This is a genomic window from Brevibacterium epidermidis NBRC 14811, from assembly GCF_001570805.1.
Classification (GTDB): Bacteria; Actinomycetota; Actinomycetes; order Actinomycetales; family Brevibacteriaceae; genus Brevibacterium; species Brevibacterium epidermidis.
Genome location: NZ_BCSJ01000003.1, coordinates 456,541 through 483,328, shown reverse-complemented (window position 1 = coordinate 483,328; position 26,788 = coordinate 456,541). Strand labels below are relative to the sequence as shown.

Here is a 26,788-nt window from a genome sequence, read left to right as displayed (position 1 = left end):
TCACTGCTGGTCACCCTGCTGGCGACGGTCCGGGTACCCCGCTTCCCGGCCGTTCTGGTTCGGCTGGCCTTGTCCGTACCCGTGCCGAGGAGCCTGCGGTCCCGAATTGGGCTGCCCAGCGTTCTGACTGCCGACCGGAGGCTGTCCGGATTGTTGAGGACCGCTGGCCGGCTCACTGCCGACTGGTGGCTGTCCGAAATTCTGCTGGCCCGAGTTCGGCTGACTTCCGACAGGCTGATTCCCGAAGTTCTGCGGACCGGAATTGGGCTGGCCGCCGACAGGTGGCTGACCGGTGGGCTGAGGACCGCTGGCAGGCTGACTCCCGACAGGAGGCTGTCCGAAGTTCTGGGGGCCCGAATTCGGCTGTCCTGATTGCTGCGGGCCGGAATACTGTGGGCCGGAATTCGGCTGACTGCCGACCGGAGGCTGCCCATAACCCGGGTTCTGTCCTCCGACGTTCGGTGCCTGCCGTGGCGGTTTGAACTGCGAATGCTGACCGGAATCCGGCGGGAATCCGCCGGAGACGGACTCGCCCGTCCGACGATTGACCAGGTTTCCGTCGACCCGCTCGAGGCGACGCTTCGACGTCCGCCGAGGAGTGCCGAGGATCCGCCCCTGCAATTCAGCCTCGTTGGGCTGGCGGGGAGGCAGGAATCCGGGCGCCTGCCGCGAATCCGCCTGCTGCACCGGCTGCACCGCATGCGAACCAGCGGCGACCCGATCCATATGATCCGACATCTGCGGAACGGTCACGGGCGCGGCATCGGCAAGCACGGGAAGGACCATACGCACCGAGGTGCCCACACCCTCCTGGCTGAAGAGCTGCACTGATCCGCCGTGCCGGGTGACGATGGCACGCACGAGCGAGAGGCCCATTCCAGACCCGGCGACCGCACGCACACGAGAACCGCGCGAGAGCTCGTCCCAGACGTTCTCCTGTTCGGCCAGCGGAATACCGCTGCCTGTATCGGCGACCTCGACGACGACCCAGCGGTGACCGTCGATGATCTGCTCATTGGCACGCAGCTCGACGACTTCGGCCTGAGACGAATATTTGAGGGCATTGCCCAACAGGTTGAGGATCGCGGTGAGCAGCAGATCCTCTTCACCGGCGACATCGGGCAGCCGCCACGGAGCCCGGGCGACAGTCGCCACGATCATCCGATCCTCGGCGCCCGGCGCGGTCGAGGCATCCTCGACGGCTTGATGGATGAGCGCATCGAGATCGACACGGGCGTATTCGATGATGCGGGTCTCGACATCGGCGAGCTTGCGCAGATCGGCCAGCAGTCGGGCGACCCGACGCGAGGACACGTCGACCTGCTTTGCGGCCGGCTCCACCTCGCTCAGGGTGCCGCCGTCACGGACGACCTCGCGGATGCTCGCCGCCGAGGTGCGCAGAGCCGTCAGCGGATTCTTCAGCTCGTGGTCGAGTCGGATGAGCATCCGATTGCGCTTGGTCATCGAATCCTCGGCCGCGGCCGTCTCGATGGACTCTCGCAGCTGCGCCTCACGCTTCTTCAGATACCGCCAGCCGAACCAGGCGCCGACGGCCAGACCGCCGAGCACGATGACGAGCAGCAGCAGGAACAGCCAGACCTGGATTTCGAAGACAAGGAAGTTCGTCATAGACGGCTCTGTCCGTCCTCGCCGCGGACTTCACCGACGAAACGGTAGCCGCGTCCCTGCACGGTGGCGATCCACCGTGGTTCCGCGGCATCTTCGCCGAGCACGCGACGCAGTTCGGCGACCCGGGAGTCCACCGCACGGGTGCCCACGGCCTCTTCGAATCCCCACAGCACTTCGAGTAGGCGGGAGCGTTCGATGAGTTCGTCCTTGTGCACCATGAGGTACTCGAGCAGAGTGAAGCCCTTCGGGGTGATGACGAGCTCCCGCTGCCCCAGCCACGCTCGGCGACCGACACGGTCGACGCGCAGACCGAAGCTGGATACGAGCACCGGAGCCGTCGCCAGCGGCGGTCCGTCATTGCGGGTGCGGCGCAGTACGGCACGGATGCGAGCGACGAGCTCGTGCGGGTCGAAGGGTTTGTTGAGGTAGTCGTCGGCGCCCTCTTCGAGGGCCATCGCCCGCTCGACCCCTTCGCCGACCTGGGTCAGCAGCAGCACCGGAACCCAGTTCTCCTCCTGGCGCAGACGGCGCAGCACCTGCCGGCCGTCGGCTCCGGGCATGAGCACGTCGAGGACGCACACATCGGGACGGTGGCGGTGGATCTCATCGAGGGCGAGCAGTCCGTCGCTGGCGGGCAGCACCCGGAATCCGGAGCGTTCGAGGAACGGTACGACCGCTCCGAGGACGTCGGGCTCATCATCGGCGACTAAGACGAGTGGTTGGGGCTCGGTGTGATTGTCAGCCGTCATGGTGGTCTGTTCCGGTTCCTCTCTGGCGTTCCCAGGCAATCTCTCTGGCCTCGGCACGGTCGACCGCCTCGGCGAGTTCATCTCGGTACAGCATAGATCGACGCAGGTGTTTGGTGCGATATCCGGCGCGGCCGACCATATGCGTTGCGACGGGGATCGTCACGAGTTGGAAGGAGATGACGATCGCCAGCGTGGTCACCGTCGCCCAGGTCGGGAACTGGATCGCGATCGCCACGGCGACGAGCATCAGGCCCAACACCTGGGGCTTCGCACTCGCGTGCATGCGCGAGAGAAGGTCGCCGAAGCGGACGAGACCGACCGCGGCGGCCAGGGACAGGACCGCGCCGAGGAAGATGAGCACGGCCGAGATGATGTCAAGAACCACGGGTGTTCTCCTCTCCGTCGCGCTCCGCCATATGTTCGGCGTCGTCGGGTCCCGGGTCGGGCCCGGTGCCCTCGCCCTCTCCGCCGCTGTCGGCGTGGGCGTCGTAGGTGGGATCTTCGATCTCGGTGACCTCATCGCCATCAGCCGTTGCGGCGTCGGTCGCTCCAGCCTCGGCCGCTCCGGCACCTGTCGCCCCAGCATCGGCCGCCTCGGAACTCTGCCCCTCCCCGTCACGGGGCATATGCCAGTCGGAGGAGCTGAACTCGGACAGTGCACCCGCCTCGGCGCCGGGAGTCATCGAATCGGACTTCGACACATACCGCGACACGCTCACCGAACCGACGAAGCCGAGCATCGCGAGAACGATGAGCACGGGCAGCAGATCCGTGCGGTCGGACAGAGCCATGTATCCGCCGAGGCCGCACATGATTGCGGCAAGCACGACGTCGGTGCCGATCATGCGATCGAGGATCGACGGACCCCGGACAATTCGGAAGAGCGCAATGACCACCGAGGCGGCCAACAGCACCGACCCTGCGACGATGAGCGTGTGGAGGACGATCTCACTCATGAGCGGCCCCCTTCGGTCTCGTTGAGCGGATCCGGCCTGGCCCGCAGGGCGGCGAGGTCACGGTGCGAACCGAGGGTGCGGATGAGCAGCTCTTCGATGTAGTAGACCTGCGCCTTCGCCTTGCGCAGCTTCTCCTCGGAATCGCAGTCGAGGAAGTGCAGGTAGAGCATCCCCATGGCCCGGTCGCTGTCGATGATGATCGACCCGGGGATGAGGCTCGCGGTATCGGCGATGAGGGTGAGCACGAGGTCCGAGCTCGTGCGCAGATCGCAGGCGATGACGGACCCGGCTCCGACGGCTTTGCGGCGGAACGCATACCAGGCGACCTCGATGGAGGCGTGGAGGACCGAGTAGAGGAACCACAGACCGAACACCAACGCATGCCAGACGTTGAACCGTCCGGAGAGCACGACGGGCGGGAGGTAGAACACGCGCGTGACGACGAAGGCCAACACGATTCCGGAGACCACTGTGACCACCGTGATCGAATCCCACAGCATCAGCCACAGCAGAACCAACGAGACCAGCAGCACGAGCTGCTGGATGATTCCACGGCCCCGGCTCATCCGCGGCCGGTTCGCCGGTGGACGGTCCGGGCCCTGTGCGCGGACCTGGCCCGGAACTCGGACCTGCCCCTTGTCCCGGTTCTGGTCCTGACTCGGGTTCTGGCTCTGGTCGCGATTCTGGCTCTGGTCTCGGTCGGGAGTCATGACTCATCACCTCCGAGCACGTTCGTGACGTAGTCGATCGGCGTCGAAAGGTTCTCGGCCGCCCGGTTCGACATATCCCACAGTGGTTCGGCGGCGACCGTGAGAACGATGGAGGCGATCACCACCACCGAGGTGGCCACCACCATGGCAGGGGGAACTCCGATCTGAGATTTCCACTTCTTCCCCGCCAGCAGCGTCTTCTTCCGCTCCGTGAATTCCTCCACGAGGTCCTCGTTCGGTTCTTCCACATCGGCCGGATCGCGCCAGAACGCGAGGTTGAATGTACGTCCGATGACATAGAGGGTGAGCAGGCTCGTCACGGTGCCGGCGACGATGAGGACGGTCGGCAGCCAGGCGTGATCGTCGAAGCCGGCGAGGAAGAGTGCGACCTTGCCGATGAACCCGGAGAACGGCGGAATGCCGGAGAGGTTGAGCGCCGGGATGAAGAAGATGATCGTGATCACCGGCGAGAGCACCATGAGACCGCCCAGCGACCTCGTCGAGGTGGACCCGCCGCGCATTTCGACGAGCCCGATGGCCAGGAACAGCGCGGTCTGGACGATGATGTGGTGGACCGTGTAGTAGATCGCCGCGGACAGACCGATGCTCGTGCCCAAAGCCACGCCGAAGAGCATATAGCCGATATGGGAGACGAGGGTGAAGGACACGATCCTCTTGATCTCCGACTGCGCGATCGCACCGAAGATGCCCACGAGCATCGTCAGCCCCGCCGCAATGAGCAGCGGCACCCTCAGAGAGGATTCGGCGAACAGCAGGGTTTCGGTGCGGATGATCGCGTAGATGCCGACCTTCGTCAGCAGTCCGGCGAAGACCGCCGTCACCGGAGCCGGCGCCGTCGGGTAGGAGTCGGGCAGCCAGAAGGACAGCGGGAAGATCGCGGCCTTGATGCCGAAGCCCAGCAGCAGGAGCACGTGGAGGATCATCTGCACATCGGCAGGCAGATCCGAGATTCTCTCGGACAGCTGCGCCATGTTCACGGTGCCGCACGCGGCGTAGATGACGCCGATGGCGGCGAGGAAGATCACCGAGGACACCAGCGAGATGATCACATAGGTGACTCCCGCCCGGATCCGCTCCGCCGTGGCACCGAGGGTGAGCAGCACATAGGAGGCGACGAGGAACATCTCGAAGCCGACGTAGAGGTTGAACAGGTCTCCGGCGAGGAACGAGTTCGCAATGCCCGCGCACAGCACCAGATAGCTGGGGTTGAACACGGAGATCGGTGTCTCGTTCGAGTCGTCGTTGGCGTCCTGACTCAGGGCGTACACGAGGACGCACAGTGTGACCAGTGAGGACACGATGAGCATGAGCGAGGACAGCCGGTCGGCGACGAGTACGATGCCGGCCGGGGGCTGCCAGCCGCCGATCGCCACGACCTGCGGTCCGTGCGCATCGACGCCGAAGAGGATCATCGTGGCGATGACCATGACCGCGACAAGGATCGCGATCGACACGATGTTCTGCGCTCGCGTGTTCTTGGACAGGATGAGCGCGATTCCGGCACCGATGAGCGGCAGCAGAACGGGCAGGGGAACGAGTACGGGCAGAAGATCGATCATGCGTCGTCTCCCTGCTGCTTCGCGTCCCGGGCCTCTTCGGCAACGTCGGCCTCCGTGGCGCTGTGGGCCTCCGTCTGCGAGTCCACCGCCTCCTCGGCGATGGCATCGGCCTCGGCCGGAGTCTGTGCGTCCTCGATGTCGTCGACGAGGTCCTCCCGTTCTGCGGGGGTGCCGTCGTCATCGAGATCGATGGCGCCGGTGATCGGGGACTCCGCCTCGTCGCCGAACTCGGTGTCGTCGTACTCCGTGCTCGCCTCCGCCTCGGAGTCGATGAGCTTCGTGATCGCCACCTGGAGGTCGGTGTCGTCGTCCTGCAGCGAATCGGCGCGCATGAGCCTCCAGGAACGGTAGATCATCGCCAGTAGGAACGCCGTCACGGCGAAGGTGATGACGATGGCTGTGAGGATGAGCGCCTGCGGCAGCGGATCGGACATGCCTTCGGTCGACAGGTTCTTACCGTCGGTCAGAGGCGGGGCGCCGCGGCCGGCGGTGAGGATGATGAGCAGGTTGACTCCGTTGCCGAGCAGGATGAACCCGAGCAGAACGCGGGTCAGCGAGCGTTCGAGCATGAGGTAGATGCCGGCGGCGATCAGGACACCCATGGCCAGGACCATGACGAAGGAGACGCTCATAGGCGGCCTCCTTCCGCACCGTTGTCGACGTCGAGTTCGTTGACGCGGTCGATGATCTCGGACACTGCCCGGTGTTCGGCGGTGGCGCCCATGTTGTCGGAGAAGTTCACGTTGTCGTGGATGCGGTTGGTCAGCATCGCCTCGTCGCGTTCTTGGTGCAGGTCGACTTCGGCTCCGAGGGAGCGGAGGATGTCGAGCATGAGGCCGACGACGATGAGGTAGACGCCGATGTCGAAGAACGTCGAGGTGCCGAAGGACAGATGTCCCAGCAGAGGCAGATCGCCTTCGAGGTAGACGGCGTCGAAGACCGTATCTCCCCAGATCCAACCGCCGATGACGGTCAGTATCGCGGTGGTCAGACCGGTGCCCAGCATTCCCGAGGGAGTGAAGGGAGCCGCCTCGGCGAGTTCGTACTTGCCTCCGGCGAGGTAGCGCACGACGAGGGCGAGACCGGCGACGAGGCCGCCGGCGAATCCGCCGCCCGGGTCATTGTGACCGGCGAAGAGGAGGTAGACGGAGAAGACGATGACGGCGTGGAAGATCAGGCGCGCGGTGACCTCGAGGATGATCGAGCGGTTGCGCGGGGCCAGGGTGCGTCCGGCAATGAGCCAGGACGCCCGCTTCTGCGACAGGCCCTCCCCACGGCCGGTGTGATGGAGGTCGACGACATCCTCGGCCACGGGCTGGAAGCGGATGCGGCCGGCCGCCTCGGTGCCGTCCTTCTTCCTTTCGAACCGGTGCAGGTGACCCTCGCGGCCACGCACGAAGATGAGTCCGGCGATACCGGTTCCAGCGGCCACGAGCACCGAGATCTCGCCCATCGTGTCCCAAGCGCGGATGTCGACGAGGGTGACGTTGACGATGTTCGTGCCGTGGCCGAGCTCGTAGGCGAGCTCGCCGAAGTCGACGGAGATCGGATCGGCCACGCGGACACCTGCGGCGATGAGGACCACGAGCATGACGGTGATGCCCACGGCACCGCCGATGATCGCCCGCCAGGCGGGAGTGAGGCGACCAGTGGACTCACCGATGCGCGCCGGCAGCCGGCGGAGGACGAGGACGAAGACGACGATCGTGATGGTCTCGACGAGCACCTGGGTCAGGGCCAGGTCGGGAGCGCCGACGAAGGCGAAGTAGGCGACCATGGCGTAGCCGGAGATGCCGGTGACGACGACGGCGGTGAAGCGCTTCTTGGCCCGGGTGGCACCGATCGCGACGATGACGAGCACGGCTGCGACGATGAGGTCCAGCGGGGTGTCCCAGAGCCGGAAGGTGATGTTCCACGTGTCATTGGAGATGATCGCCAGGCCCACACCGGCGACGAGCACGAGGTAGACCACGCCCTGGTAGAACGGCAGCGAACCGCGCTGGGTGCGGGCGGTGACCCACAGCGCCAGGGCTTCCATCCAGCCGATGAGCATTCGGTAGAGCTCGTGGAAGTCCAGTCCCGACGGCAGCGTTGCCTGGACCTTCGCGAAGGGCCGGCGGAAGATGAACAGGGCGAGACCCGCGGCTATGGTTACGGCGGTGAAGGCGAGCGCCGGTTCGAGTCCGTGCCACAGCGCGAGGTGGTAGTGCCCGTCGCCCTCGGCCACCGCCGGCAGTCCGCTGGTCCACGCTGAGAAGTAGCCGTCGAGCAGTCCGACTCCCGGGCCGAGCGCCAGGGTCAGTGCGGTGAGGATGAGCGGGGAGACGACGAGGGTGAGCTTCTCGTCGCGGCGGGCGATGTCGTCGACTCCCGGTTTCGTGGAGAACGCACCCCAGACGAAACGGGCCGAGTAGGCGACGGTGAGGATCGAGCCGATCATGATGCCGATGAAGCCGATGACCGAGGCCTTGTCCGGTGAGGACAGGAGGGTCGAGTACGCGGCCTCCTTCGCGGCGAAGCCGAGCAGCGGGGGAAGCCCGGCCATCGAGGCGGCCGCGATCGTCGCGCACACGGCGACGACGGGGAACGCCTTCCAACCGCCGGAGAGCTTCGTCAGGTCACGGGTGCCGGCACGGTGGTCGATGATGCCGACGCACAGGAACAGGCAGGACTTGAACAGCGCGTGGGCGATGAGCAGGCCCAGGGCCGCTTTCGTGATGTCCGGAGTGCCGAACGAAGCCATGGTGGTGAGGAATCCGAGCTGGGAGACCGTACCGAAGGCCAACAGCAGTTTGAGGTCGGTCTGCTTCAGCGCCTGCCAACCGCCGATGAACATCGTCAGCAGTCCCAGGGTGAGCAGCACCTCGGACCAGCCGGGGATGTTGTTGTAGCCGGGTGCCAAGCGCAGGACGAGGTAGATACCAGCCTTGACCATGGCCGCGGCGTGCAGATAGGCACTCACCGGAGTGGGTGCTGCCATAGCGCCGGGCAGCCAGAAGTGGAACGGCATGAGCGCGGACTTCGAGATCGCACCGACGAGGATGAGGATGACCGCGGAGACGATGACTCCGCCGGTGTCCATTCCGGACTGGGCACGGTCGACCAGGGTCGAGATCTGCCCGGTGCCGGTGGCGGTGATGAGCAGGACCATGCCCACGAGCATGGCCAGTCCGCCGGCGGTGGTGACGATGAGTGCCTGCAGGGCCGCCTGCCTCGAGCGGCGGCGGGACTGGCTGTGCCCGATAAGCAGGTAGGAGAAGACTGTGGTGCCCTCCCAGAACAGGTAGAGCATGAGCAGTTCGTCGGCGACGACGAGCCCGTACATCATTCCGGCGAAGGCCATGAAGATTCCCGCGAACCGAGCCAGTCCCGGCTCGTCGGGCGGGAAGTAGCGTGCGCAGTAGACGAAGACGAGGGCACCGACACCGGTGACCAGCAGCGTCATGATCCACGAGAGCACGTCGAGGCGGAAGATTCCGGCAAGGCCGAGTTCGGGCAGCCAGTCCAGATTCTCCACGAGCGGCTGGGCGGCAGGGCCGAAGATCTCGGAGACCGTCGACAGGCTCCACAGGAGTCCCGCGAGGGGGACGAGGGCGAGGAAGAAGAAGGCGTTGCGGCCGAGCAGACGAACCAGAGGGTAGGCGATGACAGATGCCCCGAAAAAGGCCCCTGTCATGACTATCACCGGCGGCCACCTCCGTCATATGCCTGTTTGTGAGAAAGGTTCGTCAGGTCATTTTCGCACGGACAGGTGTCGTTTCCCCAATCACCCGGTGTGAGCTGAGACAGGTTCTGCCCCGGCACGACACCGATCACGCACGCAGCTGTCGACTGGTCACGAGGAAGCCGTTCTCGTCGAGTCCGATGCCTGCGGAGCCGACGAGCAGCTCGGCTCCGATCGCGTCGGTCAGCTGCGCCACCTGGCTGCGCATCCGCCGGAATCGTCGTCGCTGGTTCGGCTGATAGCGCTTCGACTCGGTGTCCATCCAGTGCACGTGGTATTCGATCTGCGGGGCATCGGTGTGGGCGGCGATGATCGGCGGAACCCACTCGGCCTCCATCACACGGATCTCGAGGCTGCCAGCAGATTCGTCGATCTCGCCCAGCGGGACGAGCAGGGCATAGCCGTCGAGGATGACCGGGGCGGAGGGGTCGAAGAGCGGGTCGTCGATGCTCGCTTGGGCCAGCACATCCTCGTCGGGGGTGGGCAGGGCCTGCTGGAAGGCGTGCGGGGCATGACGGCGCACGAAGTCGAGCGCGACGGGCGGTTCCATCCAGTACGAGGAGTAGATGTAGAGGTCGACCTTCGCCTCGGGGTCGGGGATGATCACCCGGGTCGGCAGATCTGGCTCGTCAGCCAGGCGCACGCCCGTGTGGAGTCGGGAGGCGACGGAGAGCATGAGGCTGAGCATGCGCTCCTCCTCCCGGTCCGGCATTCCGTTCGGGAAGGCCTCGTGGAGTCCATCGGCATCGGCGAACCAGTCAGGCGGCGGGGTCGGCTGCCGGTCGCGGGGGCAGTCGATGACGACGGCATGTTGGACCCACTCGGGAACCTCGAGCGCGGCGGCATCGGCGGGATCGAGGGCCACCCCCGAACTCAGGCGGGAGTGCCTGCTCAGTCGCATCTGCCCGTGCTCGTCGAGCACCGGGCGCAGATCGGGCAGCTTGTTGTGGATGAGCGCGAGGACGTCGGAGACCTCGACAGCGTCATCGAGGAGGATGAGGTGGAAACCCCGCAGATCCGCCGAGGTGGCCGTGTCCTTCGGCGTGGATGTGTCACCGCCGTAGCCGGGCCGTCCCGTCGACGGCATCCCGGTCCGCCGCCGGCTCGCGGCTTGGGTTTCGGGGGTCGGGGCCCCGGAACCCTGGTTCGCGGGAGTCCTGCCATCGGGAACCAGGGTGGGTGCACCGGGGGCGGCGACTGCCGGGGGTGCGGAGGATCCGGCTCCAGTCGCGTTCGAGACGCCCGAAGCCTGGACAGCTGGGAACTGCACGCCCGTCGCCTCAGCGTCGGGAACTGGAGTGCGTGCGGCCGGGGCACCCGGCGCCGGAGCGTCGGGAACCTGGTAGCGCGCGGCGTCTGCCTGTTCCCGGGCGGCGCGTTCAGCGGCTTCGCGTTGCAGCCGCAGTTCGCGGCGGGTGATCACATGTCCCTCCGGTAGAAGTTGAGGTGCGAACGGGAAGCGGTCGGTCCGCGCTGGCCCTGGTAGCGGTTGCCCGTGGCCTTGGAACCGTAGGGATTCTCCGCTGCCGAGCTGAGTCGGAAGAAGCAGAGCTGGCCGATCTTCATTCCCGGCCACAGAGTGATCGGCAGCGTCGCGACGTTCGACAGCTCCAGGGTGACGTGGCCGCTGAAGCCGGGGTCGATGAAGCCGGCCGTCGAGTGGGTCAGAAGGCCGAGACGCCCGAGCGAGGACTTGCCCTCGAGTCGAGCGGCGACATCGACGGGCAGAGTCACGAGCTCATGAGTGGAGGCGAGGACGAACTCGCCCGGGTGGAGGACGAAGGGCTCCCCCGGAGCGGCTTCGACGTAGCGCGTGAGCTCGGGTTGCTCGAGGCTCGGATCGATGACCGCGTACTTGTGGTTGTCGAAAAGCCGGAAGTAACGATCGAGACACACGTCGACGCTGGCCGGCTGGATCAGCGAAGGGTCGTAGGGGTCGAGGGCGATGCGTCCGGAGTCGAGCTCGGCGCGGATGTCGCGGTCGGAAAGGAGAGTCACGATTCCGATGGTAGTCGTTCCGGGCTTCCCACGCTCGCGAGCGTGTGAGTCAATCACGTCGAATCCGCGAAAGATTTCGACCGACACGCCGAATCTATGTCACAAACAGATAACGATTTTCCGGAATTCTCCTGATTTTTACCCGTGTGTCTCCCCATAGCGACGGATGAATGCTTTAGGGTTATGAGCTGTACGGACCCGCGCACGATGGTGCCTTCCCCTTCTTAAGCCAAGGAATGCCGGGAGTCCATCGTCTTTCGTGGGTAGACAACAATCGAAAGGCATTACTGTGAAGACCTCGCGTCTTGTGCTTGCCCCCGCAGTAGCCGTTGCATTGACAGGTCTTGCTGGCGCCCCGGCGTTCGCAGCGACAGAGTCCACCGCTACGGTCCCTCAGCAACCGCTGTGCGCCCAGGGTGATCAGCAGTCATCGAACAGCTCCGAATCGGATTCCTCGGTTCCCGAAGAGTCGGATCCGCAGGCGACCCTTGCGCAGGCGCAGGTGACCCGCGCCGACATCGCGAACGACAAAAAAGGAATCGGCTTCTCCGGCACCGGGTTCACCCCCGACGAGAAGGCCACGGTGACCGTTGTCGGCACCGATGGCACCGAATACTCGCCGGACAAGAAGCTCACGGTCGACGATGACGGAAAGGTCTCCGGCACCTACTTCTTCACCGTCACTGACGGTGCACAGGTTCCTGTCGGCGAATACTCGCTCTACCTCACCGACCTCAAGTCCGAAGAGAAGTCCTCGAAGGTGACCTTCGATGTCGTCTCCAAGGCCTCCGAGGTCGACGAACCGGGCGAGGGCGACAACAAGGACGAGGACAAGTGCGACTCGGCCACCGGTCCGATCCAGACTCCGGACGAGACTCCCAGCAAAACGGAGTCCCCGGAGCCGTCTGAGACCAAGACTGACGAGCCGACGACAGACGCGCCGAAGCCTTCGGAGACGAAGACCGACGATCCGACCACCAAGGCCCCGGAACCGACCGAGACCAAGACTGAAGAGCCCACCACTGAGGCGCCGAAGCCGAGCCCGACTGAGACCGACAAGGCCAAGAAGGCTCCTGCCGACGATGTGACGCCGGGACCGGCTGAGGCTCCGACCGACGACGACCAGTCAGACGACGCCAAGGCCAACGAGTCTGACGGAGCCGACGACGCCAAGAAGGACCAAAGCCCGAAGGCTGAGGATTCCGACGACGCTGAAGGCGCCAAGGACTCCGACGACGCCGACAAGAAGTCGAAGTCGCCGGCTGAAGACGCTACCGAAGGCGACGAGAAGGACGAGAAGGACGAGAAGAAGGACGAGGCTCCCGAGTCCACCGGTCCGGCCAGCCCCGGCACCGAGGACAAGAAGCCTGCCGCAGCCGCGCAGGCGTCGATGTTCATCAACCCGACCGAGGTCAGCTCCGAGGACTTCCTGAACGACGGCATCAAGATCGGCGTCAGCGGAGCTCAGCCCGGCGAGAAGGTCTCCATCACGGTCGAGCATGCCCAGGGCAAGGTCGATCGCTACACGATGACCAAGGAAGCCGATTCCGAAGGCAAGGTCACGTTCGGTGTCCAGGCCAAGGTCAAGGCCGTGCTCGGCACCTACAACGTGCGTGCCCAGGCCGAGAGCTTCGATGAGCCCCAGGGCGGAAGCTTCACCGTACTTACCAACGGCACCGCCGTCGACGAAGGCGGAAACGGAAACGGCAACGGCCAGGGCGACTCTGGCAGCGACCTGCCGCGCACCGGTGCCGAGATGACCGGACTGGCACTCGGTGTCGGTCTGCTCGCAGTCGGTGCAGCAGCCGTCATCATCACCCGTCGGCGGATGAACGCCTCCGACGATCCCGCGGAGTTCTAAGCTCCGTTGAACGATGAATTGTCCCTCGCGGGGCTGCAGCTCGACGGACGCGAGATCGACCTCGGACGTCTGCGAGCAGGGACAATGCTCGGACTCATGGGCAGCCCGGACAGCACCACTTCGGTGGTGCTGTCCGCGGCGGCCCTGCCGAACGTCGCACCGCCACCACGCTTCCCGACCGGTCGCCGGTCGGGTCGTTCGCGTGTGCGCAGCTGGATGAAGAGCTATCTTCGCGAAGCCGATGCCGGATCTGGGGAGGCGGCATCGGCAGCGGATCCATCCGCTGCACTGACAGCATTCGGACTGCGTTCCGATGTTCTGCGCCGTCGCATCGACGACCTCGATGCGACCGATCGCGCCCGCCTCGCCCTGGCTGCGACTTGGGCGAGCGGCGCGAAGTGGTTGACCCTCATCGACCCGTTCGGTTCGGTTCCCGGTCATCTGCGCACCGGGCTGCGGGGTCGCTTCGCCGAACTCGTCGCCCAGGAGGGTCGCGGGGTCGTCTTCAGCTCGAATTCACTGACCGACCACGCCATCGCCGAGGCGGGGGTGGCCGATATCGAAAAGGACCAACTCGTCGCGTTCGGCTCCTTGGAGCAGATCGTCACCGAACCGCGCGGTTCGCTGCCGGCCGAGCTCAGCGGAGTCAACGTCTATTCCGGGCTGGCCCGGAAGGGATGGCTGTCCATCGGCCATTCGGCCGTGCGCGCCCGCACGGAACTCGACGGGAAGGTGTTCGTGACTCTCGGGTGGCGTGCCGCCCTCCTGTCACTGGACGAACACGACCCGGCGTTCACCTCGGCGACGGTGTTCGAAACCATCGTCACCGGACTGCGCGATCGCGGTTCCTGCCTGCAGGCGAAGCTCTCACCGGTCGACACGGAGATGGGCCTGGCCCTCGACGTCGACCTCGCCGACCTCGCCGGCGTAACGGACCGGCCGACAGATCAGGCCGGGTTCGGCGTTCTGCATCCAGGACTCGGCGCGACGATCACCGAACTGCGTGCCAACGTCAAGGTCGGCACGCATGTCTTCGTCGAGGTCGACACCTCCGCACTGCACGCCTACCCGGTTGAGTGACGGCCTGCAGATAGACTGAGTACTACCCAGTCCCCTCAGTCCCGACCCAATCAGGAGCGCCATGCGAACGTCGCGCAGACTTCTGATCTCAGCGCTGACGGTCGTCGTCCTCACGGTTGCAGCGGTCCCCCTCCTCAACTTCACCGTCTACACACCTGCCCGAGCTGCCGAGGCCTATATCTCGGCGATCGAAAAAGGCGATGCACAGAGTGCCTTCTCCTACCTGTCGACACCGACTCCCTCGTCGACCTTGGCGCTCAGCGACGAGGTCCTCTCGGCGGCTCCCGACCTGCCGCGCGACCCCGAGGCGAAGACCGTCTCCGTCGACGGCGACCAGGCGAAGGTCCGCCTCAGCTATAACCTCTCCTCCAAGGAGCAGACCGTCGATCTCAACATGGTCCGGCTGCCTGCCAGCGCGGGACTCTTCGATCGGTGGGCCATCGAACAGCAGGAATGGCCGACCCTCAGCCTCGACGTCTCCGGTTCGTCGACAGCAACGGTCAACGGCTACGGAGTGAGCACGGGAGATGTGCCCGTGCTGTTCCCTGCGAGCTACCTCGTCGGTTTCGATGCGACATATCTGAAGTCCAAGTCCCAACGCTCCGAGGTGACCGCTCCCGGCGACTCCCCCACCGTGAAGCTCTCACCGGAGCCCACGGCCAAGCTCGAGCAGACCGTGGAAGAGCAGGTCACCGACCACCTGCAGGACTGCATGAAGTCGAAGACGCTCATGCCGGCCGGCTGCGTCTTCGGCTACGACACGGACAACGAGATCATCGGCGACGTCTCCTGGTCGCTCGAGCGCAGTCCGCAGATCGGGCTGTCTTCGTCCGGAAATGACCTCGAACTCACGCCTTCGACGGTCGAGGTGCGGGTCAAGGGACGCTACCGGGACATCGTCACGGCCGCCGAGCACGACTTCGACGAGAAGCTCTCCTTCGTCCTGGGCGGCTCCGTCGTCGTCAAGTCCTCACAGGTGAGCTTCGAACCGCGCCGCCTCGGCGACGTCGCCATCGCCTGAGCGACTGGCCGCGCGTGCGGCAGGCGGCGGCGCGTGCGGCGGGCCCGCGGCATCGTGATCAGGGGGTCCTGACCGAGTACACAACCGGTCAAGGGGCCCTTGACCGAGACCTCAGGCGCCGCGGAGGTCGAGGGTGAGTTCGTTCGGCGCCGAGTCCACGAGCTCGACGGGGATTCCCCAGTCCTGCTGGTAGAGGTGGCAGGCGGCGTGCAGCGGGATCTCTCCCCCGGGCTCGCCATCACAGGCGGCGGCTCGTGCGGTCACGTGCAGCACGCCTTCAGTGAATTCGGGATCGATGACGATATCGCGGCTGAGTCCCTCGGCTCCGCCGTCGCCGGAGACGATGAGTTCCGGCGGAGTCGCAGATACCTGCAGGAAGGTGGGATCGCCCCACCGATCGTCGAGTTTCTGACCAGCCGGGACAGTGAAGCTCACGGTCAGCGACACCGGACCGGAGGCGATCTCCGTCGATGGGCGCTTCGTCGTCAGTGCGCCTTCGTCGACCTTCTGAGCGTCCTTGGGCAGCTTCACCCGGGTGAGTGCATGCGCCGCGGATTCGACGACGATGAGTTCGGCATCATCGGAGGTGCCTTCATTGTCGATGAGGACGATGTCCGAGGGTTCGCGCAGTCCGCGCGCCAGGGTCGTGACTTCCTCGGTCTTCGGGTCGAAACGACGGATCGCACCGTTGTAGGTGTCGGCGATCGCGACCGACCCGTCGGGCAGGCTGCGCACGCCTAGCGGGTGCTGCAGACGCGCCTCGGCGGCCGGTCCGTCGCGGAAGCCGAAGTCGAAGAGTCCGACGCCCACCAGCGAGGACACTTCACCGGTGGCGGGGTCGAGGCAGCGGATCGCCGAGGTCTCGGAGTCGGCGACGAACACCTCGCCCGCGGGTCCGAGGTCGAGACCGGAGGACTGAGCGAACCAGGCGGTCTCTCCGTCGCCGTCGACCAGGCCTTCGTTCATCGTGCCCGATAGGATGCGGATCGTGCCGTCCTTCGGGTCGAAAGACCAAAGGGTGTGGTTGCCCGCCATCGCCACGACCACCTCGGCGGTGGAGGGGACGAAGAGGACATCCCACGGCGAGGACAGCTTCACATCCCGTGCGGGTCCGTCGTATCGTCCCAGCTCACCGGGCTTGCCGCGGACATTGTCGATGGCGCCGACCATGTGCTGCTCCCCCGTGCCGGCGATCGTCGTGACCGTCTCGTTCTCGAGGTCGATTCCGCGCAGGGTGTGGTTGACGGTGTCAGCGACGATGAGCTGGTACCCGACCTCGGCGGCGAGATCTTCGGGCAGCACGGTGATGCCGCCAGGTTCGCTGAAGCTCGCCGAGGCGAAGTCGCCGTCAGCGGATCCGCGGACTCCGGTGCCGATGCGGCGGATGATCGTAGCCGCATCGTCGTCGTATTCGACGAGGCTGTGGTGTCCGGAATCAGCGACGAGGAGGTGGCCCGAAGGCAGGCGCGTGGCCTTTCCGGGGTAGAACAGGTCGGTCTCCGGTGCCGGTGGCGGAACGTAGGGGCCGTCGCCGGAGTGGAGGGTGCCCTTGGCCGAATGCTCCTCGATGAGGCCTTCGATGATCTCAGTGAGACCGGCCGCGTGGCCCTCGCCGGACATCGTCGCCACGAGGTAGCCCTCGGGGTCGATGACGGCCAGAGTCGGCCAGGCGCGGGCGGTGTAGGCCTGCCAGGTGACGAGGTCGGGATCGTCGAGGACGAGGTGTTCGACCTGGTAGCGTTCCACGGCCTGATCGACGGCTTCGACGGTGCGTTCGAACTCGAACTTCGGCGAGTGCACGCCGATGATGACGAGTTCCTTGGAGTACTTCTCCTCCAATGGGCGCAGTTCGTCGAGGACGTGGAGGCAGTTGATGCAACAGAACGTCCAGAAGTCGAGGAGGACGACCTTTCCGCGCAGGTCAGCAAGGGTCAGATCCTTGCCGCCGGAGTTCATCCACCGGCGACCGGCGAGTTCGGGCGCACGGACCTTGACGTCCCGTGCCGACGAGGTGGCTGACGCGGAGAATTCTGGACTGCTGTTCATGCTTCTATGATCGCAGATCCCCGCCGAGGCGGCCTCTCAGGTGTCATCAAGTGACGGTTCTCTCCCCCCGCCCTGTATCGGGGAAGGACATGCCCGGTTCAGTGAAAGTCGTACCCGGCCTTGGGGAGGACGTACCGGTGTTCCCGGACGCGCCCCACGTCGTGGAGGAAGTCCGTTCAGGAGTAGTCGCGGGCGCCGAAGATGCTCGAGCCGACGCGGACCATCGTCGCCCCTTCGGCGATGGCGAGTTCGAAGTCGCCGCTCATGCCCATCGACAGCTCGGTCGCCTCGGCGGGCATGACCCCGGATTCGCGCAACTTCTCGCTGAGTTCGCGCAGGTCGGAGTAGCTGGGGCGGATCTCTTCGGGGCTGCTGCCGGGCAGGCCGATCGTCATGAGTCCGCGCAGCCGCATCCGGCCGAGTTCCCGGGTCGCGGTGATGAGCTCCTCGGCGTCTTCGGGTGCGACGCCGAACTTCGAGTCCTCGCGGGAGGTGTTGACCTGGATGAAGTAGTCGACGGTTTCGTCGAGGACGTCGAGGCGGTTGTTGATCTTCTCGGCCAACGGGAGGTTGTCGACGGACTGGATGCACTGCGCATGGCGCAGGGTGTGGTTGACCTTGTTGCGCTGCAGCGGTCCGATGAGGTGGGTCTCGGGATTGAGGTCGGCCAGCGCCTCTGCCTTGCCGGTGATCTCCTGCACCTTGTTCTCGCCGATGAGGGTGAACCCGTGCTCGAGGGCGACGCGGATCTTCTCCGCCGGCTGCGTCTTCGTGGCCAGCAGCACGCGCACATCGTCACCGCTGCGACCGCTGGACTCGGCGGCCGCACGGGCCCGGTCGGCCACCTCGTCGAGGTTGCCGGTAATGGCTGCGATGTCGTCCGCGGACAGTGGGGAGGGGGAATCAGGCGTACTCATGTCTCCAGTCTTGCATGAGCCGCTCGAAGTTTCAGGTCGCCGAGGATGCCCGGACGACGGCGTCTCGCGCCACGTTTGGCGACAGGGTCGGGCTCGCCTCTGGGCGGGGTAACGAAATGCGGACGATCCGGGTCGAAATCATCATGATTCTTCGACCCGGATCGTCCGCAGCTCGGTACCGGCTCGACGCCGGTTCAGCCGTCAGCTCGGCGCCAGCTCAGTGCTTACTTCGGCAGACCCTCGGCGTTGGGGTCGATGTTCTTGATCAGCGCGGAGGTGTCGAGACCGCCGAGGTCTTCGTCCATGAGCTTCTGCAGCTGTGCGTGGACGAGGGTGGCGGCCGGGAGGTCGACACCCTGGGTCTCGGCACCGGCGAGGGCGAGGCCGACGTCCTTGTGCATGAGTGCGGTGGCGAAGCCGGGCTTGAACTCGTTGTTCGCTGCGGCCGTCGTGGTCACGCCGGGCACCGGGTACCAGGTGCGCAGCGGCCAGGAGTCGCCGGAGGAGACCTTCGCAATATCGTGGAAGACCTTCGGGTCGAGACCGAAGCGATCGGCGAGAACGGCGCCTTCGACGACACCCTGGAGGCTGATCGAGAGCATCATGTTGTTCACGATCTTCGCGGCCTGACCTGCGGCGTCACCGCCGGCGTGGAAGATGTTGCCGGCCATCGCCTCGATGACGGGACGAGCCTCTTCGACATCGGCATCGGCGCCGCCGAGCATGAAGGTCAGGGTGCCGGCTTCGGCACCGGTTACTCCGCCGGAGACGGGACCGTCGATGAGGCGGAAGCCTGCCTTGGCCGCCTCGGCGTGGAGGACACGGGCCGAATCGAAGTCGATCGTCGACGAATCGATGAGGAGCGTCTTCTGGTCCGCGTTGGCCAGGACGCCGTCGGGTTCGAGGTAGGCGGTGCGGGCGTGCTCACCCTTAGGCAGCATCGTGAAGACGATATCGGCACCGGCGACCGCCTCGGCGATGGAATTCACCGGGTTCACGCCGCTCTTCGCGGCTGCCTCCACGGCTTCGGGGACGAGATCGAAACCGTTGACGGTGTGACCGGCCTTGACCAGGTTCGCAGTCATCGGGCGGCCCATATTTCCCAGGCCTACCCATCCAATCGTCGACATAATATGCCTCCTCGCATCATGTTCAGCTTCTCTGCAGTGTTCCCTCTCACAGTACGCCAGTCGACGCGGGGAGGCCCGACGGGGAGCCTCACTTATTCCGCACCGTTTATGTGCGCGTACGCAGATAGAATGGGAACACTATGGCTTCCTATGCACCAGGCAGTTCCGGTCCGCAGATCGCCCCCGAGGATCTGCTGACTCTGCTTGCCGTCGCTCGATTGGGGAAGTTCACGGCCGCGGCGCACAGCCTCGGACTCAATCACACGACTGTGTCCAGGCGCATCGCCGCGCTCGAGAAGGCGTACGGCGATCGAGTGCTCGTGGCGTCCCCCGACGGGTGGGAGCTCAGCGCCGCCGGGCGTCAGCTGCTGCCGATCGCCGAGGACATCGAGGCCGCTCTGGGCCGCATCGAGGCACATTCGAATTCGGCCCTGTCCGGGACGATCCGGCTGGCCTGCCCGCAGGCCTTCGCCCTCGAGTACGCTGTTCCGGCGCTCACTGAACTGCAGGCCCAGCATCCGGGTCTGCAGATCGAGCTGATCACCGCCACGCAGCGGGCCAGGCAGTACCGGTCGGGTGTTGATATCGAGATCGTCGTCGGGCGGCCGGATGCCCCGCGCTCGATTGCCAAGCACATCCGCGACTATCGGCTCCAGCTCTATGCCTCACAGGACTACATCGCCTCGCATCCGATGCCGCAGACGCTGGACGATCTGGCCGACCACCGGATGGTCTATTACATCGAGAACTCACTGCGGGTCGATGATCTCGACGAGGCGGCCGATGCCCTTCCCCGCGGGAAAGGCTTCTTCCGGTCCACCTCGGTGCATGCGCATGTGCTCGCGACTTCGCGCGGAGCCGGGATCGGGATCCTGCCGGACTTCCTCGCCCACGGCAATTCCCGCCTGGTGCAGGTGCTGCCTGAGCTGTTCTCCAAACAGGTGTCCTACTGGGCCTCGGTCCGCCACGAGTCCCTACGCAACGCCGGAGTCCGCAAAGTCCTAGAATCCCTCTAATTGCTACCTGACGGCGGCCCAGCAACCTTGCGCGAGGTATCTGGGCCGCCGTCAGGTAGTAGTTAGAAGGCGGGTGCTACGCCAGGGTGGTCAGGCGGCGACCCAACCGCCGTCGATGCTGTGGGCGCTGCCGTTGATGACTGCGGCATGCTCTCCGGCGAGGAAGAGCGCGATGGCCGCGACATCCTCGGGTTCGGCGAGCTTGGGCACAGCGGAATGGCCGAGGAAGACCTGCTCGAGGACCTCGTCCTCGCTGATGCCGTTGGTCTTCGCCTGGTCCGCGATCTGCCCCTTGACCAGGGGCGTGAGCACATAGCCGGGGTTGATCGCATTGCACGTCACGCCGTGCGGGCCGGCCTCGAGCGCGGTCGTCTTCGTCAGACCCATGAGACCGTGCTTGGCCGCGACGTAGGCGGATTTGTTCGCCGAGGCGCGCAGACCGTGGACGGAGGAGAGGTTGATGATCCGTCCCCAGCCGCGTTCGTACATCTTCGGCAGCACCGCCTTCGTCAGCACGAACGGCGCCTCGAGCATGAGGGTGTTGATCAGCCGCCAGTCCTCGAGCGGGAATTCGGTGATCGGGTGGATCCGCTGGATGCCGGCGTTGTTGACGAGGATGTCGACGTCGAGTTCGGTGCCCTCCAACGCCGAGGTGTCCGCCAGATTGACGGCCCACGCTTCGCCGCCGATGTCGTCGGCAACGGCCTGCGCCGAGTCAGCGTCGACGTCGGCGACGATGACGGAGGCTCCGGCCTGAGCGAAGGACTGGGCGATCGCTTTGCCGAGCCCGGATGCTCCGCCGGTGACGAGAGCGCGTTTGCTGGTGAGATCTCCCATGAGATGTCCCTTTCGTGGTTCGAGTCAGTGGTGCGTATCCATCGTCCACCGTATGGTGGACGAGGATTCATCGAGGTGGGCGCACGGTGGCACGCAATGAGGGCGGTGCCGATAGTCACCGACACCGCCCCCATCAGACGAGCGCTGGCTGGAATCAGCTGGCCGTCGCGACTCCGCGGCGCACCTTATCTGCGTGGTCGAGGGAACGCAGGTCGATGCCCTTGGTCTCGCGAGTGAACATGAGAGCGACGAACGAGATGATCGCAGCCGCCAGCAGGTAGAGCGCGATCGGGATCGAGGACCCGAAGGCGTCGAGCAGCGCGGTGGCGATGATCGGCGCGAAGGATCCGGCGACGATGGCCGTGACCTGGTAGCCGGTCGAGACGCCCGAATTGCGCATGCGGGTCGGGAACATCTCGGACATGATCGCCGGCTGACCGGCGTACATAAGCGCGTGGAAGACCAGGCCGATTAGCAGGGCGAGGAAGATCATCACTGCGCTGCCGGTGTCATACATCGGGAAGGCGAAGAAGCCCCACGTCGCTGTCAGGATGATGCCCACTGCGTAGGGCATCTTGCGTCCGATGCGGTCGGTTGCTGCGCCCACGATCGGAACGAGAACCGCATGGATCGCGTGTGCACCGAGGAGGAGTCCGAGGATCTCCGCCGAGTCGATCTTCACCTGCGTGGCAAGGTAGGTGATCGAGAAGGTCACCACCAGGTAGTAGTGGATGTTCTCGACGAAACGCAGACCCATCGCGGCGAAGACCTCACGCGGGTAGCGCTTGAATACGGCCTTGACACCGTAGTCAACGCCTTCCTCGATCTCCTCGGCCTGAACCTCGTCGAAGATCGGAGCGTCGGAGACGCGGGTGCGGATGTAGTAGCCGATAAGGACGATGACGGCAGACAGCCAGAACGAAATTCTCCAACCCCACGACAGGAAGTGCTCTTCGGTCAGAGTCGCGGTGAGGACGAACAGAACTGCGGTGGCGAGCAGGTTGCCCAAGGGAACACCGGACTGCGGGAAGGACGCCCAGAAGCCACGTTCCTTGTTCGGTGCGTGCTCGGCCACGAGGAGCACTGCGCCTCCCCATTCGCCGCCGACGGCGAAGCCCTGCACGACACGCAGCAGCACGAGCAGGATCGGGGCGAGGTAACCGATCTGGTCGAAGGTCGGCAGGCAGCCCATGAGGAATGTCGCCACACCGACGAGGACGATCGAGAGCTGCAGCAGCTTCTTACGTCCGTATTTGTCGCCGAAGTGTCCGAAGACGATACCGCCGATGGGGCGGGCGATGAATCCGACTGCGTAGGTGGCGAAGCCGGCCAGGATCGGAGTCAGCGGATTGTCAGAAGGCGGGAACAGGATGTGGTTGAAAACCAGTGTGGCGGCCGAACCGTAGAGGAAGAACTCGTACCATTCGACGACCGTTCCGGCCATCGAGGCAGCGACGACCTTGCGCAGCTGGGCGCGGATCGACTTCCTCTCAGCATTGTTCTGAGAACTCATGGGACTCCTTCGTTTCCACAATCCGCGTCACCATTGAATGCGCGAATCGACTTGCTCTGGCGCCGACGGGCCGACAGTTCGGGGCACTCGAACCGCATCGGCGCGGCCGGCGAACCCCTTACTTCAGCGCAGTGTTTCGGGCGCTTGGATATTTCTCATCCAAGGATCAGTGTGCGTCACGTTACAGAGATTTTGGTAGCAACCTGGCCATAATCCGAGAATTTCCGGTGCACATTCGTGCACAGCCGATGTGCACCCCTCCGATGTGACCGCTGTGAGTTCGCAAGGTCGATTGCAGCCCGGATGGTTCTGCACGTCGGGCTATCCCAACCCCACCCACGAAGAGTCATCCCGCCAGCCCACGAAGAATCACACCGCCAGCTGCCGAGGCAACACCGCGCCCCTTGCAGAGAGCACGGGCAGAGACCACGGCCCGATGAGCTCACCGACGGCGCGGAGGCGCCTTCGCATCGCGTTCGGCCATGGAGGCGAGCATCGCGTTGTAGGCGCGCAGCTCGGCATCGTCGGTGCGATCTTCGCTGCGGTCGATGCGCTTGGCTTCCCGGTCCGAGGATTTCGCCCATTGGACGCAGACCATGATCGCGATGAACAGGGTCGGGAACTCGCCGATGCCCCACGCGATGGCACCGCCGAGCTGCTGGTCAGCGATCGCCGTGTAACCCCAGTCTGCGCCGATGTTGCCGAACCAATCACCGGCGATCAGCACGTTCGAGCTCATGATCGAGATGCCGAAGAATGCGTGGAAGGCCATCGTCACCAGCAGCATCACGAGCCGCATCGGGAAGACGGGGCGCTTGACCCCGGGATCGATGCCGATGAGGGCCTGCGCGAACAGATACCCGGCGCCGAGGAAGTGCGCGATCATCAGCTCGTGCCCGATATGCGTGTCGAGCGCGTAGAACATGATTCCCGAGTAGTAGAAGACGATCAGCGAACCCGCGAAGTTCACGCTCGCCACGATCGGGTGAGCGAAGAAGCGCAGGTACGGAGTGTGGACGAGCCAGAGCACCCATTCGCGCAGGCCGGCGGACCCGTCCCGACGGGCCTTCGTTCCGCGCATGAGCATCGTGATCGGTGCGCCGAGCACCAGCGGCAGCGGCACGACCATGACGAGGAGCATGTGTTCGATCATGTGCGCGGAGAACTGCACCTCACCGTAGACGCGGGGTCCGCCCGAGGTGACGTAGACGAGGAAGACCATGCCCACCAGCCAGCTGATGAGGCGCAGCACCGGCCATTTGTCGCCTCGGCGGCGGAGGTTGACGAACGCCACGACGTAGGCGATCGAGGTGCCCGCTGCGATCGCGATCCACAGCGGATCGATCGACCACTCACTGAAGTAGCGGGACAGGTCCGGCTGCGGCGGGAGCGGATCACCGGTGAGGATCTCGGCCGGGGTGGGATCGCCCACCGGCTCCTGCGGCACCGGCGGCTGCGACCGGGCCAAGGCCACGGCCATTCCCATTGTGATCCCGAAGAGAATGAATTCGACGGTGATGAGGCGCCAGAATTCCACCGTCGCCGAGGCGGCTGTGCCCAAGCGTGAAATGACGAACTGACGGTGCCAGAATCCGATCAGACCGAGTAGGACCGTCGCGAACGCCTTCGCGAGGATGACCTCCCCGTAGGGGGTCATGAGGTCGTCGAAGCCGTTGACGCGCAGGAGCGCGTTGACGACTCCGGAGAAGACGATGAGGCCGAAGGAGATGAGGGCGATCGTCGAATACCGTTCGACGATCGGCTTGAGGTTCTTCGAGGCGGCCAGGCGGGTGCCCAGCAGAGCGATGACGAAGAGCCCACCGAGCCAGAGGACCGCACCGAGGATGTGCAGGCCGAGGCTGTTGACGGCCTGGGTGTGTCCGGAGGCCTCTGCGGAGTGGCCCATCAGGGCCAAGGGGAGGATCACGGCGACGCTGAGCACTCCGGCGGCGGCGATGCCGATATGGGAGCGGGTGCCGAAGCACAGGGTCGAGGCGACGGCGATGAGGACGACGATGAGTACCCACAGCTGACCGTAGGCGATCTGAGTGACGAACACGCCGAGCTGGTTGGAGAAGTCGAGGTAAGCCTGAGCACCCACGGTGTCGACGAAGGAGAAAACGAGCACGGCGACGGCCGACAGTGTCCACACCACCGAGGAGACTTCGGCGATCCGAACGGCTCGCGTCCACAGCGGATCGAGCGGAAGGTCCTCTCCCGTGTTCTTGTGTCGGCGGCCGCGACCACCGGCGGTACGCGGAAGGATGAGGACGGCGAACATGAGGGCGCCGACGGTCAGCGACATCGCGGTATTGAAGACGAACTTCGCTGTGGGAAGACCGAAACGGACGACGGAGCCGGGGTCATTGAGCAGAGTCGGATTGGCTGCTCCGGTGAAGAAGAGCGCGGCCAGTCCTGCGATCAGCCCGAGGAATACGACGATGGGGACCGTGGCACGTTGAACGAACCGTGTGATCGGCTCGAAACCTGAAGAACTCACTGCGTGCGGACCGCCCCTTCTGACATGACCCAAGGATATCGCTCGGGATCATTGGTCTGCCAACCGGAAGGTCCCTTCGTGGCCGAGATCTCGGGGAGCCGCCTCGGCGAGGTGGGGTTACGTCCTCCGGGACGTCGATTCCGCCTTTTCAGAGACATTTTCACCCCTTCGGGGACCTCCGGAGACAGCAAATGGCCCGGATCAGACGATCCGGGCCATTTGACGCTGCTGCGTCGATCAGTTCGGGCTGCCAGCGGCACCCTTCAGCTTCGAACCAGCGGACAGCTTCACGGAGTAGCCGGCCTTGATCTGGATCTCTTCACCGGTCTGCGGGTTGCGACCCTTGCGAGCGGCACGCTCGGTGCGCTCAACGGAGAGCCAGCCGGGGATGGTGAGCTTTTCGCCCTTGGCCACGACGTCGGAGAAGACATCGAAGACACCATCGAGCACGTCCGAGACCTGCTTCTGGGTCAGGCCGGACTTCTCGGCAACTTCTGCAACGAGCTCACTGCGGTTCTTAGCCATAAAAGTGTCCTCCTTAGGACAAGTCGGTAGGTCACCGGTCCGTTTTTCCGATGACGAACTTCCTCGAGATTACCAGCTTGACTTGGTAACGCCGGGCAACTCGCCGTTGTGAGCCATTTCGCGGAAGCGAACTCGGGAGAGTCCGAACTTCCGGAGGTAGCCACGCGGACGGCCGTCGACCTGGTCGCGGTTGCGAACGCGAACCGGCGAAGCATCGCGGGGAAGCTTCTGCAGGGCGAGGCGTGCCTCTTCGCGCTGTTCGTCGGTGGAATCAGGGTGGGTCAGCTGACGCTTGAGAGTCGCGCGGCGCTCTGCATAGCGTTCAACGATGACGCGACGCTGCTTGTCTTTTGCGATCTTTGACTTCTTAGCCATGTGCGCTCAGCGCTCCTCTCGGAAATCGACGTGCTTGCGGACTACGGGATCGTACTTCTTGAGCACGATGCGGTCCGGGGTGTTGCGGCGGTTCTTGCGGGTCACGTAGGTGAACCCGGTGCCGGCCGTCGACTTGAGCTTGATGATGGGACGAACATCCTGTGCCTTAGCCATCAGAGCTTCACTCCCTTGGCGATGAGTTCGTTGACCACAGCGTCGATTCCGCGAGCGTCGATGACCTTGATGCCCTTAGCGGACAGGGTCAGCGTGACGCTGCGGCGCAGCGACGGAACGTAGTAGCGCTTTTTCTGAATGTTCGGGTTGAAGCGACGCTTCGTGCGGCGCTTCGAGTGGGACACGTTGTGTCCGAAACCGGGGACTGCCCCGGTTACCTGGCAGGTTGCTGCCATGTCTCTCCTCCAGTTCACAAGTTACCGACTCTCGAAACAAGCTCCTGCGGGATCACACCGAAGTGTTCTCCCCGCTCGCTTGCGCCGATGTCGGAAGACATCAACAAATTTTCTCGACTGTCACCGTGAAAATTGTGTACGCCAAAACAGGTTTGCCCGTTCGGGCGAGATGTCTCACCAGCGCTGAAGCCGTAGCCTGTGAGAGATGGCC

Annotated in this window: 24 protein-coding genes; 4 read left to right on the top strand and 20 right to left on the bottom strand. The window is 65.0% G+C overall.

The window, feature by feature from the left end; all coding sequences use genetic code 11:
* The 10 genes from BEP01S_RS03825 to dcd form a co-directional block, all read right to left on the bottom strand.
* Nucleotides 1–1,629: a sensor histidine kinase gene (locus tag BEP01S_RS03825; protein WP_083532500.1), complete on the bottom strand. Its 1,629-nt coding sequence runs from the start codon at nucleotides 1,627–1,629 to the stop codon at nucleotides 1–3.
* Nucleotides 1,626–2,378, bottom strand: coding sequence for a response regulator transcription factor (locus BEP01S_RS03820; protein ID WP_039211949.1), 753 nt, complete (start codon nucleotides 2,376–2,378; stop codon nucleotides 1,626–1,628). Before BEP01S_RS03820 ends, BEP01S_RS03825 begins: the two co-directional genes overlap by 4 nt.
* Nucleotides 2,368–2,763, bottom strand: a complete 396-nt coding sequence (mnhG, locus tag BEP01S_RS03815) for a monovalent cation/H(+) antiporter subunit G (RefSeq protein ID WP_039211948.1) — start codon at nucleotides 2,761–2,763, stop codon at nucleotides 2,368–2,370. Before mnhG ends, BEP01S_RS03820 begins: the two co-directional genes overlap by 11 nt.
* Nucleotides 2,753–3,334, bottom strand: coding sequence for an MrpF/PhaF family protein (locus BEP01S_RS03810; RefSeq protein WP_052240180.1), 582 nt, complete (start codon nucleotides 3,332–3,334; stop codon nucleotides 2,753–2,755). The genes mnhG and BEP01S_RS03810 overlap by 11 nt, the downstream gene beginning before the upstream one ends.
* The gene (locus BEP01S_RS03805; protein WP_244882042.1) at nucleotides 3,331–4,044 is read right to left on the bottom strand and encodes a Na+/H+ antiporter subunit E; all 714 of its coding nucleotides are present in this window, start codon (nucleotides 4,042–4,044) and stop codon (nucleotides 3,331–3,333) included. Before BEP01S_RS03805 ends, BEP01S_RS03810 begins: the two co-directional genes overlap by 4 nt.
* Nucleotides 4,041–5,624 (bottom strand): Na+/H+ antiporter subunit D, encoded by a 1,584-nt coding sequence (locus tag BEP01S_RS03800; protein ID WP_039211946.1) that lies wholly within the window; start codon nucleotides 5,622–5,624, stop codon nucleotides 4,041–4,043. The genes BEP01S_RS03805 and BEP01S_RS03800 overlap by 4 nt, the downstream gene beginning before the upstream one ends.
* Nucleotides 5,621–6,256: a Na(+)/H(+) antiporter subunit C gene (locus tag BEP01S_RS03795; RefSeq protein ID WP_039211944.1), complete on the bottom strand. Its 636-nt coding sequence runs from the start codon at nucleotides 6,254–6,256 to the stop codon at nucleotides 5,621–5,623. The genes BEP01S_RS03800 and BEP01S_RS03795 overlap by 4 nt, the downstream gene beginning before the upstream one ends.
* Nucleotides 6,253–9,300: a Na+/H+ antiporter subunit A gene (locus BEP01S_RS03790; RefSeq protein ID WP_039211943.1), complete on the bottom strand. Its 3,048-nt coding sequence runs from the start codon at nucleotides 9,298–9,300 to the stop codon at nucleotides 6,253–6,255. Before BEP01S_RS03790 ends, BEP01S_RS03795 begins: the two co-directional genes overlap by 4 nt.
* A 136-nt stretch (nucleotides 9,301–9,436) precedes the next feature.
* Nucleotides 9,437–10,771, bottom strand: a complete 1,335-nt coding sequence (locus BEP01S_RS03785) for a hypothetical protein (protein WP_236853235.1) — start codon at nucleotides 10,769–10,771, stop codon at nucleotides 9,437–9,439.
* Nucleotides 10,768–11,346, bottom strand: a complete 579-nt coding sequence (gene dcd / locus BEP01S_RS03780; RefSeq protein WP_039212498.1) for a dCTP deaminase — start codon at nucleotides 11,344–11,346, stop codon at nucleotides 10,768–10,770. The genes BEP01S_RS03785 and dcd overlap by 4 nt, the downstream gene beginning before the upstream one ends.
* A gap of 289 nt (nucleotides 11,347–11,635) precedes the next feature.
* Here dcd and BEP01S_RS03775 point away from each other — a divergent pair, with 289 nt between their 5' ends.
* The 3 genes from BEP01S_RS03775 (at nucleotide 11,636) to BEP01S_RS03765 (ending at nucleotide 15,308) form a co-directional block, all read left to right on the top strand.
* Nucleotides 11,636–13,207: an LPXTG cell wall anchor domain-containing protein gene (locus BEP01S_RS03775; RefSeq protein ID WP_157070508.1), complete on the top strand. Its 1,572-nt coding sequence runs from the start codon at nucleotides 11,636–11,638 to the stop codon at nucleotides 13,205–13,207.
* A gap of 6 nt (nucleotides 13,208–13,213) precedes the next feature.
* Nucleotides 13,214–14,287 carry an ATP-binding cassette domain-containing protein gene (locus tag BEP01S_RS03770; RefSeq protein WP_062240649.1) on the top strand — a complete coding sequence of 358 codons (1,074 nt, stop codon included), beginning with the start codon at nucleotides 13,214–13,216 and terminating at the stop codon, nucleotides 14,285–14,287.
* A gap of 61 nt (nucleotides 14,288–14,348) precedes the next feature.
* Nucleotides 14,349–15,308 (top strand): hypothetical protein, encoded by a 960-nt coding sequence (locus tag BEP01S_RS03765; protein ID WP_062240647.1) that lies wholly within the window; start codon nucleotides 14,349–14,351, stop codon nucleotides 15,306–15,308.
* A gap of 111 nt (nucleotides 15,309–15,419) precedes the next feature.
* Here the strand turns inward: BEP01S_RS03765 and BEP01S_RS03760 are convergent, their stop codons facing one another.
* The 3 genes from BEP01S_RS03760 to mmsB form a co-directional block, all read right to left on the bottom strand.
* Nucleotides 15,420–17,354: an NHL domain-containing thioredoxin family protein gene (locus BEP01S_RS03760; RefSeq protein WP_062240645.1), complete on the bottom strand. Its 1,935-nt coding sequence runs from the start codon at nucleotides 17,352–17,354 to the stop codon at nucleotides 15,420–15,422.
* A gap of 176 nt (nucleotides 17,355–17,530) precedes the next feature.
* Nucleotides 17,531–18,271, bottom strand: coding sequence for a YggS family pyridoxal phosphate-dependent enzyme (locus tag BEP01S_RS03755; RefSeq protein WP_082019088.1), 741 nt, complete (start codon nucleotides 18,269–18,271; stop codon nucleotides 17,531–17,533).
* 224 nt (nucleotides 18,272–18,495) lie between these two features.
* The gene (gene mmsB / locus BEP01S_RS03750; protein WP_373277892.1) at nucleotides 18,496–19,461 is read right to left on the bottom strand and encodes a 3-hydroxyisobutyrate dehydrogenase; all 966 of its coding nucleotides are present in this window, start codon (nucleotides 19,459–19,461) and stop codon (nucleotides 18,496–18,498) included.
* Nucleotides 19,462–19,541: 80 nt separating this feature from the next.
* Between mmsB and BEP01S_RS03745 the strand changes: the two genes are divergently transcribed.
* On the top strand, nucleotides 19,542–20,417 hold the full coding sequence (locus BEP01S_RS03745; protein WP_052240179.1) for a LysR family transcriptional regulator: 876 nt from the start codon (nucleotides 19,542–19,544) through the stop codon (nucleotides 20,415–20,417).
* A gap of 90 nt (nucleotides 20,418–20,507) precedes the next feature.
* Here the strand turns inward: BEP01S_RS03745 and BEP01S_RS03740 are convergent, their stop codons facing one another.
* The 7 genes from BEP01S_RS03740 to rpmB all read right to left on the bottom strand — a co-directional run bounded on the left by BEP01S_RS03740 (nucleotide 20,508) and on the right by rpmB (nucleotide 26,577).
* Nucleotides 20,508–21,254: a 3-hydroxybutyrate dehydrogenase gene (locus tag BEP01S_RS03740; RefSeq protein WP_062240643.1), complete on the bottom strand. Its 747-nt coding sequence runs from the start codon at nucleotides 21,252–21,254 to the stop codon at nucleotides 20,508–20,510.
* A 154-nt stretch (nucleotides 21,255–21,408) separates the two neighbouring features.
* Nucleotides 21,409–22,767, bottom strand: coding sequence for an MFS transporter (locus tag BEP01S_RS03735; RefSeq protein WP_062240641.1), 1,359 nt, complete (start codon nucleotides 22,765–22,767; stop codon nucleotides 21,409–21,411).
* Nucleotides 22,768–23,209: 442 nt separating this feature from the next.
* Complete coding sequence (locus tag BEP01S_RS03730; protein ID WP_062240639.1) at nucleotides 23,210–25,267, bottom strand: bifunctional copper resistance protein CopD/cytochrome c oxidase assembly protein; 2,058 nt, start codon at nucleotides 25,265–25,267, stop codon at nucleotides 23,210–23,212.
* A 237-nt stretch (nucleotides 25,268–25,504) separates the two neighbouring features.
* Nucleotides 25,505–25,792: an HU family DNA-binding protein gene (locus BEP01S_RS03725; protein WP_025779153.1), complete on the bottom strand. Its 288-nt coding sequence runs from the start codon at nucleotides 25,790–25,792 to the stop codon at nucleotides 25,505–25,507.
* A 69-nt stretch (nucleotides 25,793–25,861) separates the two neighbouring features.
* The gene (gene rpsN, locus BEP01S_RS03720; RefSeq protein WP_025779151.1) at nucleotides 25,862–26,167 is read right to left on the bottom strand and encodes a 30S ribosomal protein S14; all 306 of its coding nucleotides are present in this window, start codon (nucleotides 26,165–26,167) and stop codon (nucleotides 25,862–25,864) included.
* A gap of 6 nt (nucleotides 26,168–26,173) precedes the next feature.
* Nucleotides 26,174–26,341 carry a 50S ribosomal protein L33 gene (rpmG, locus tag BEP01S_RS03715; protein ID WP_039211931.1) on the bottom strand — a complete coding sequence of 56 codons (168 nt, stop codon included), beginning with the start codon at nucleotides 26,339–26,341 and terminating at the stop codon, nucleotides 26,174–26,176.
* Nucleotides 26,341–26,577, bottom strand: coding sequence for a 50S ribosomal protein L28 (gene rpmB / locus BEP01S_RS03710; RefSeq protein ID WP_039211930.1), 237 nt, complete (start codon nucleotides 26,575–26,577; stop codon nucleotides 26,341–26,343). The genes rpmG and rpmB overlap by 1 nt, the downstream gene beginning before the upstream one ends.
* Nucleotides 26,578–26,788 lie beyond the last annotated feature (211 nt).

Coding starts and splice junctions, on each gene's coding strand:
- BEP01S_RS03825 (WP_083532500.1), bottom strand. CDS start 1,629: ATGACGAACTTCCTTGTCTTCGAAATCCAGGTCTGGCTGTTCCTGCTG.
- BEP01S_RS03820 (WP_039211949.1), bottom strand. CDS start 2,378: ATGACGGCTGACAATCACACCGAGCCCCAACCACTCGTCTTAGTCGCC.
- BEP01S_RS03810 (WP_052240180.1), bottom strand. CDS start 3,334: ATGAGTGAGATCGTCCTCCACACGCTCATCGTCGCAGGGTCGGTGCTG.
- BEP01S_RS03805 (WP_244882042.1), bottom strand. CDS start 4,044: ATGACTCCCGACCGAGACCAGAGCCAGAATCGCGACCAGAGCCAGAAC.
- BEP01S_RS03800 (WP_039211946.1), bottom strand. CDS start 5,624: ATGATCGATCTTCTGCCCGTACTCGTTCCCCTGCCCGTTCTGCTGCCG.
- BEP01S_RS03795 (WP_039211944.1), bottom strand. CDS start 6,256: ATGAGCGTCTCCTTCGTCATGGTCCTGGCCATGGGTGTCCTGATCGCC.
- BEP01S_RS03790 (WP_039211943.1), bottom strand. CDS start 9,300: ATGACAGGGGCCTTTTTCGGGGCATCTGTCATCGCCTACCCTCTGGTT.
- BEP01S_RS03765 (WP_062240647.1), top strand. CDS start 14,349: ATGCGAACGTCGCGCAGACTTCTGATCTCAGCGCTGACGGTCGTCGTC.
- BEP01S_RS03760 (WP_062240645.1), bottom strand. CDS start 17,354: ATGAACAGCAGTCCAGAATTCTCCGCGTCAGCCACCTCGTCGGCACGG.
- BEP01S_RS03755 (WP_082019088.1), bottom strand. CDS start 18,271: ATGAGTACGCCTGATTCCCCCTCCCCACTGTCCGCGGACGACATCGCA.
- BEP01S_RS03745 (WP_052240179.1), top strand. CDS start 19,542: ATGGCTTCCTATGCACCAGGCAGTTCCGGTCCGCAGATCGCCCCCGAG.
- BEP01S_RS03740 (WP_062240643.1), bottom strand. CDS start 21,254: ATGGGAGATCTCACCAGCAAACGCGCTCTCGTCACCGGCGGAGCATCC.
- BEP01S_RS03735 (WP_062240641.1), bottom strand. CDS start 22,767: ATGAGTTCTCAGAACAATGCTGAGAGGAAGTCGATCCGCGCCCAGCTG.
- BEP01S_RS03725 (WP_025779153.1), bottom strand. CDS start 25,792: ATGGCTAAGAACCGCAGTGAGCTCGTTGCAGAAGTTGCCGAGAAGTCC.
- rpsN (WP_025779151.1), bottom strand. CDS start 26,167: ATGGCTAAGAAGTCAAAGATCGCAAAAGACAAGCAGCGTCGCGTCATC.
- rpmG (WP_039211931.1), bottom strand. CDS start 26,341: ATGGCTAAGGCACAGGATGTTCGTCCCATCATCAAGCTCAAGTCGACG.
- rpmB (WP_039211930.1), bottom strand. CDS start 26,577: ATGGCAGCAACCTGCCAGGTAACCGGGGCAGTCCCCGGTTTCGGACAC.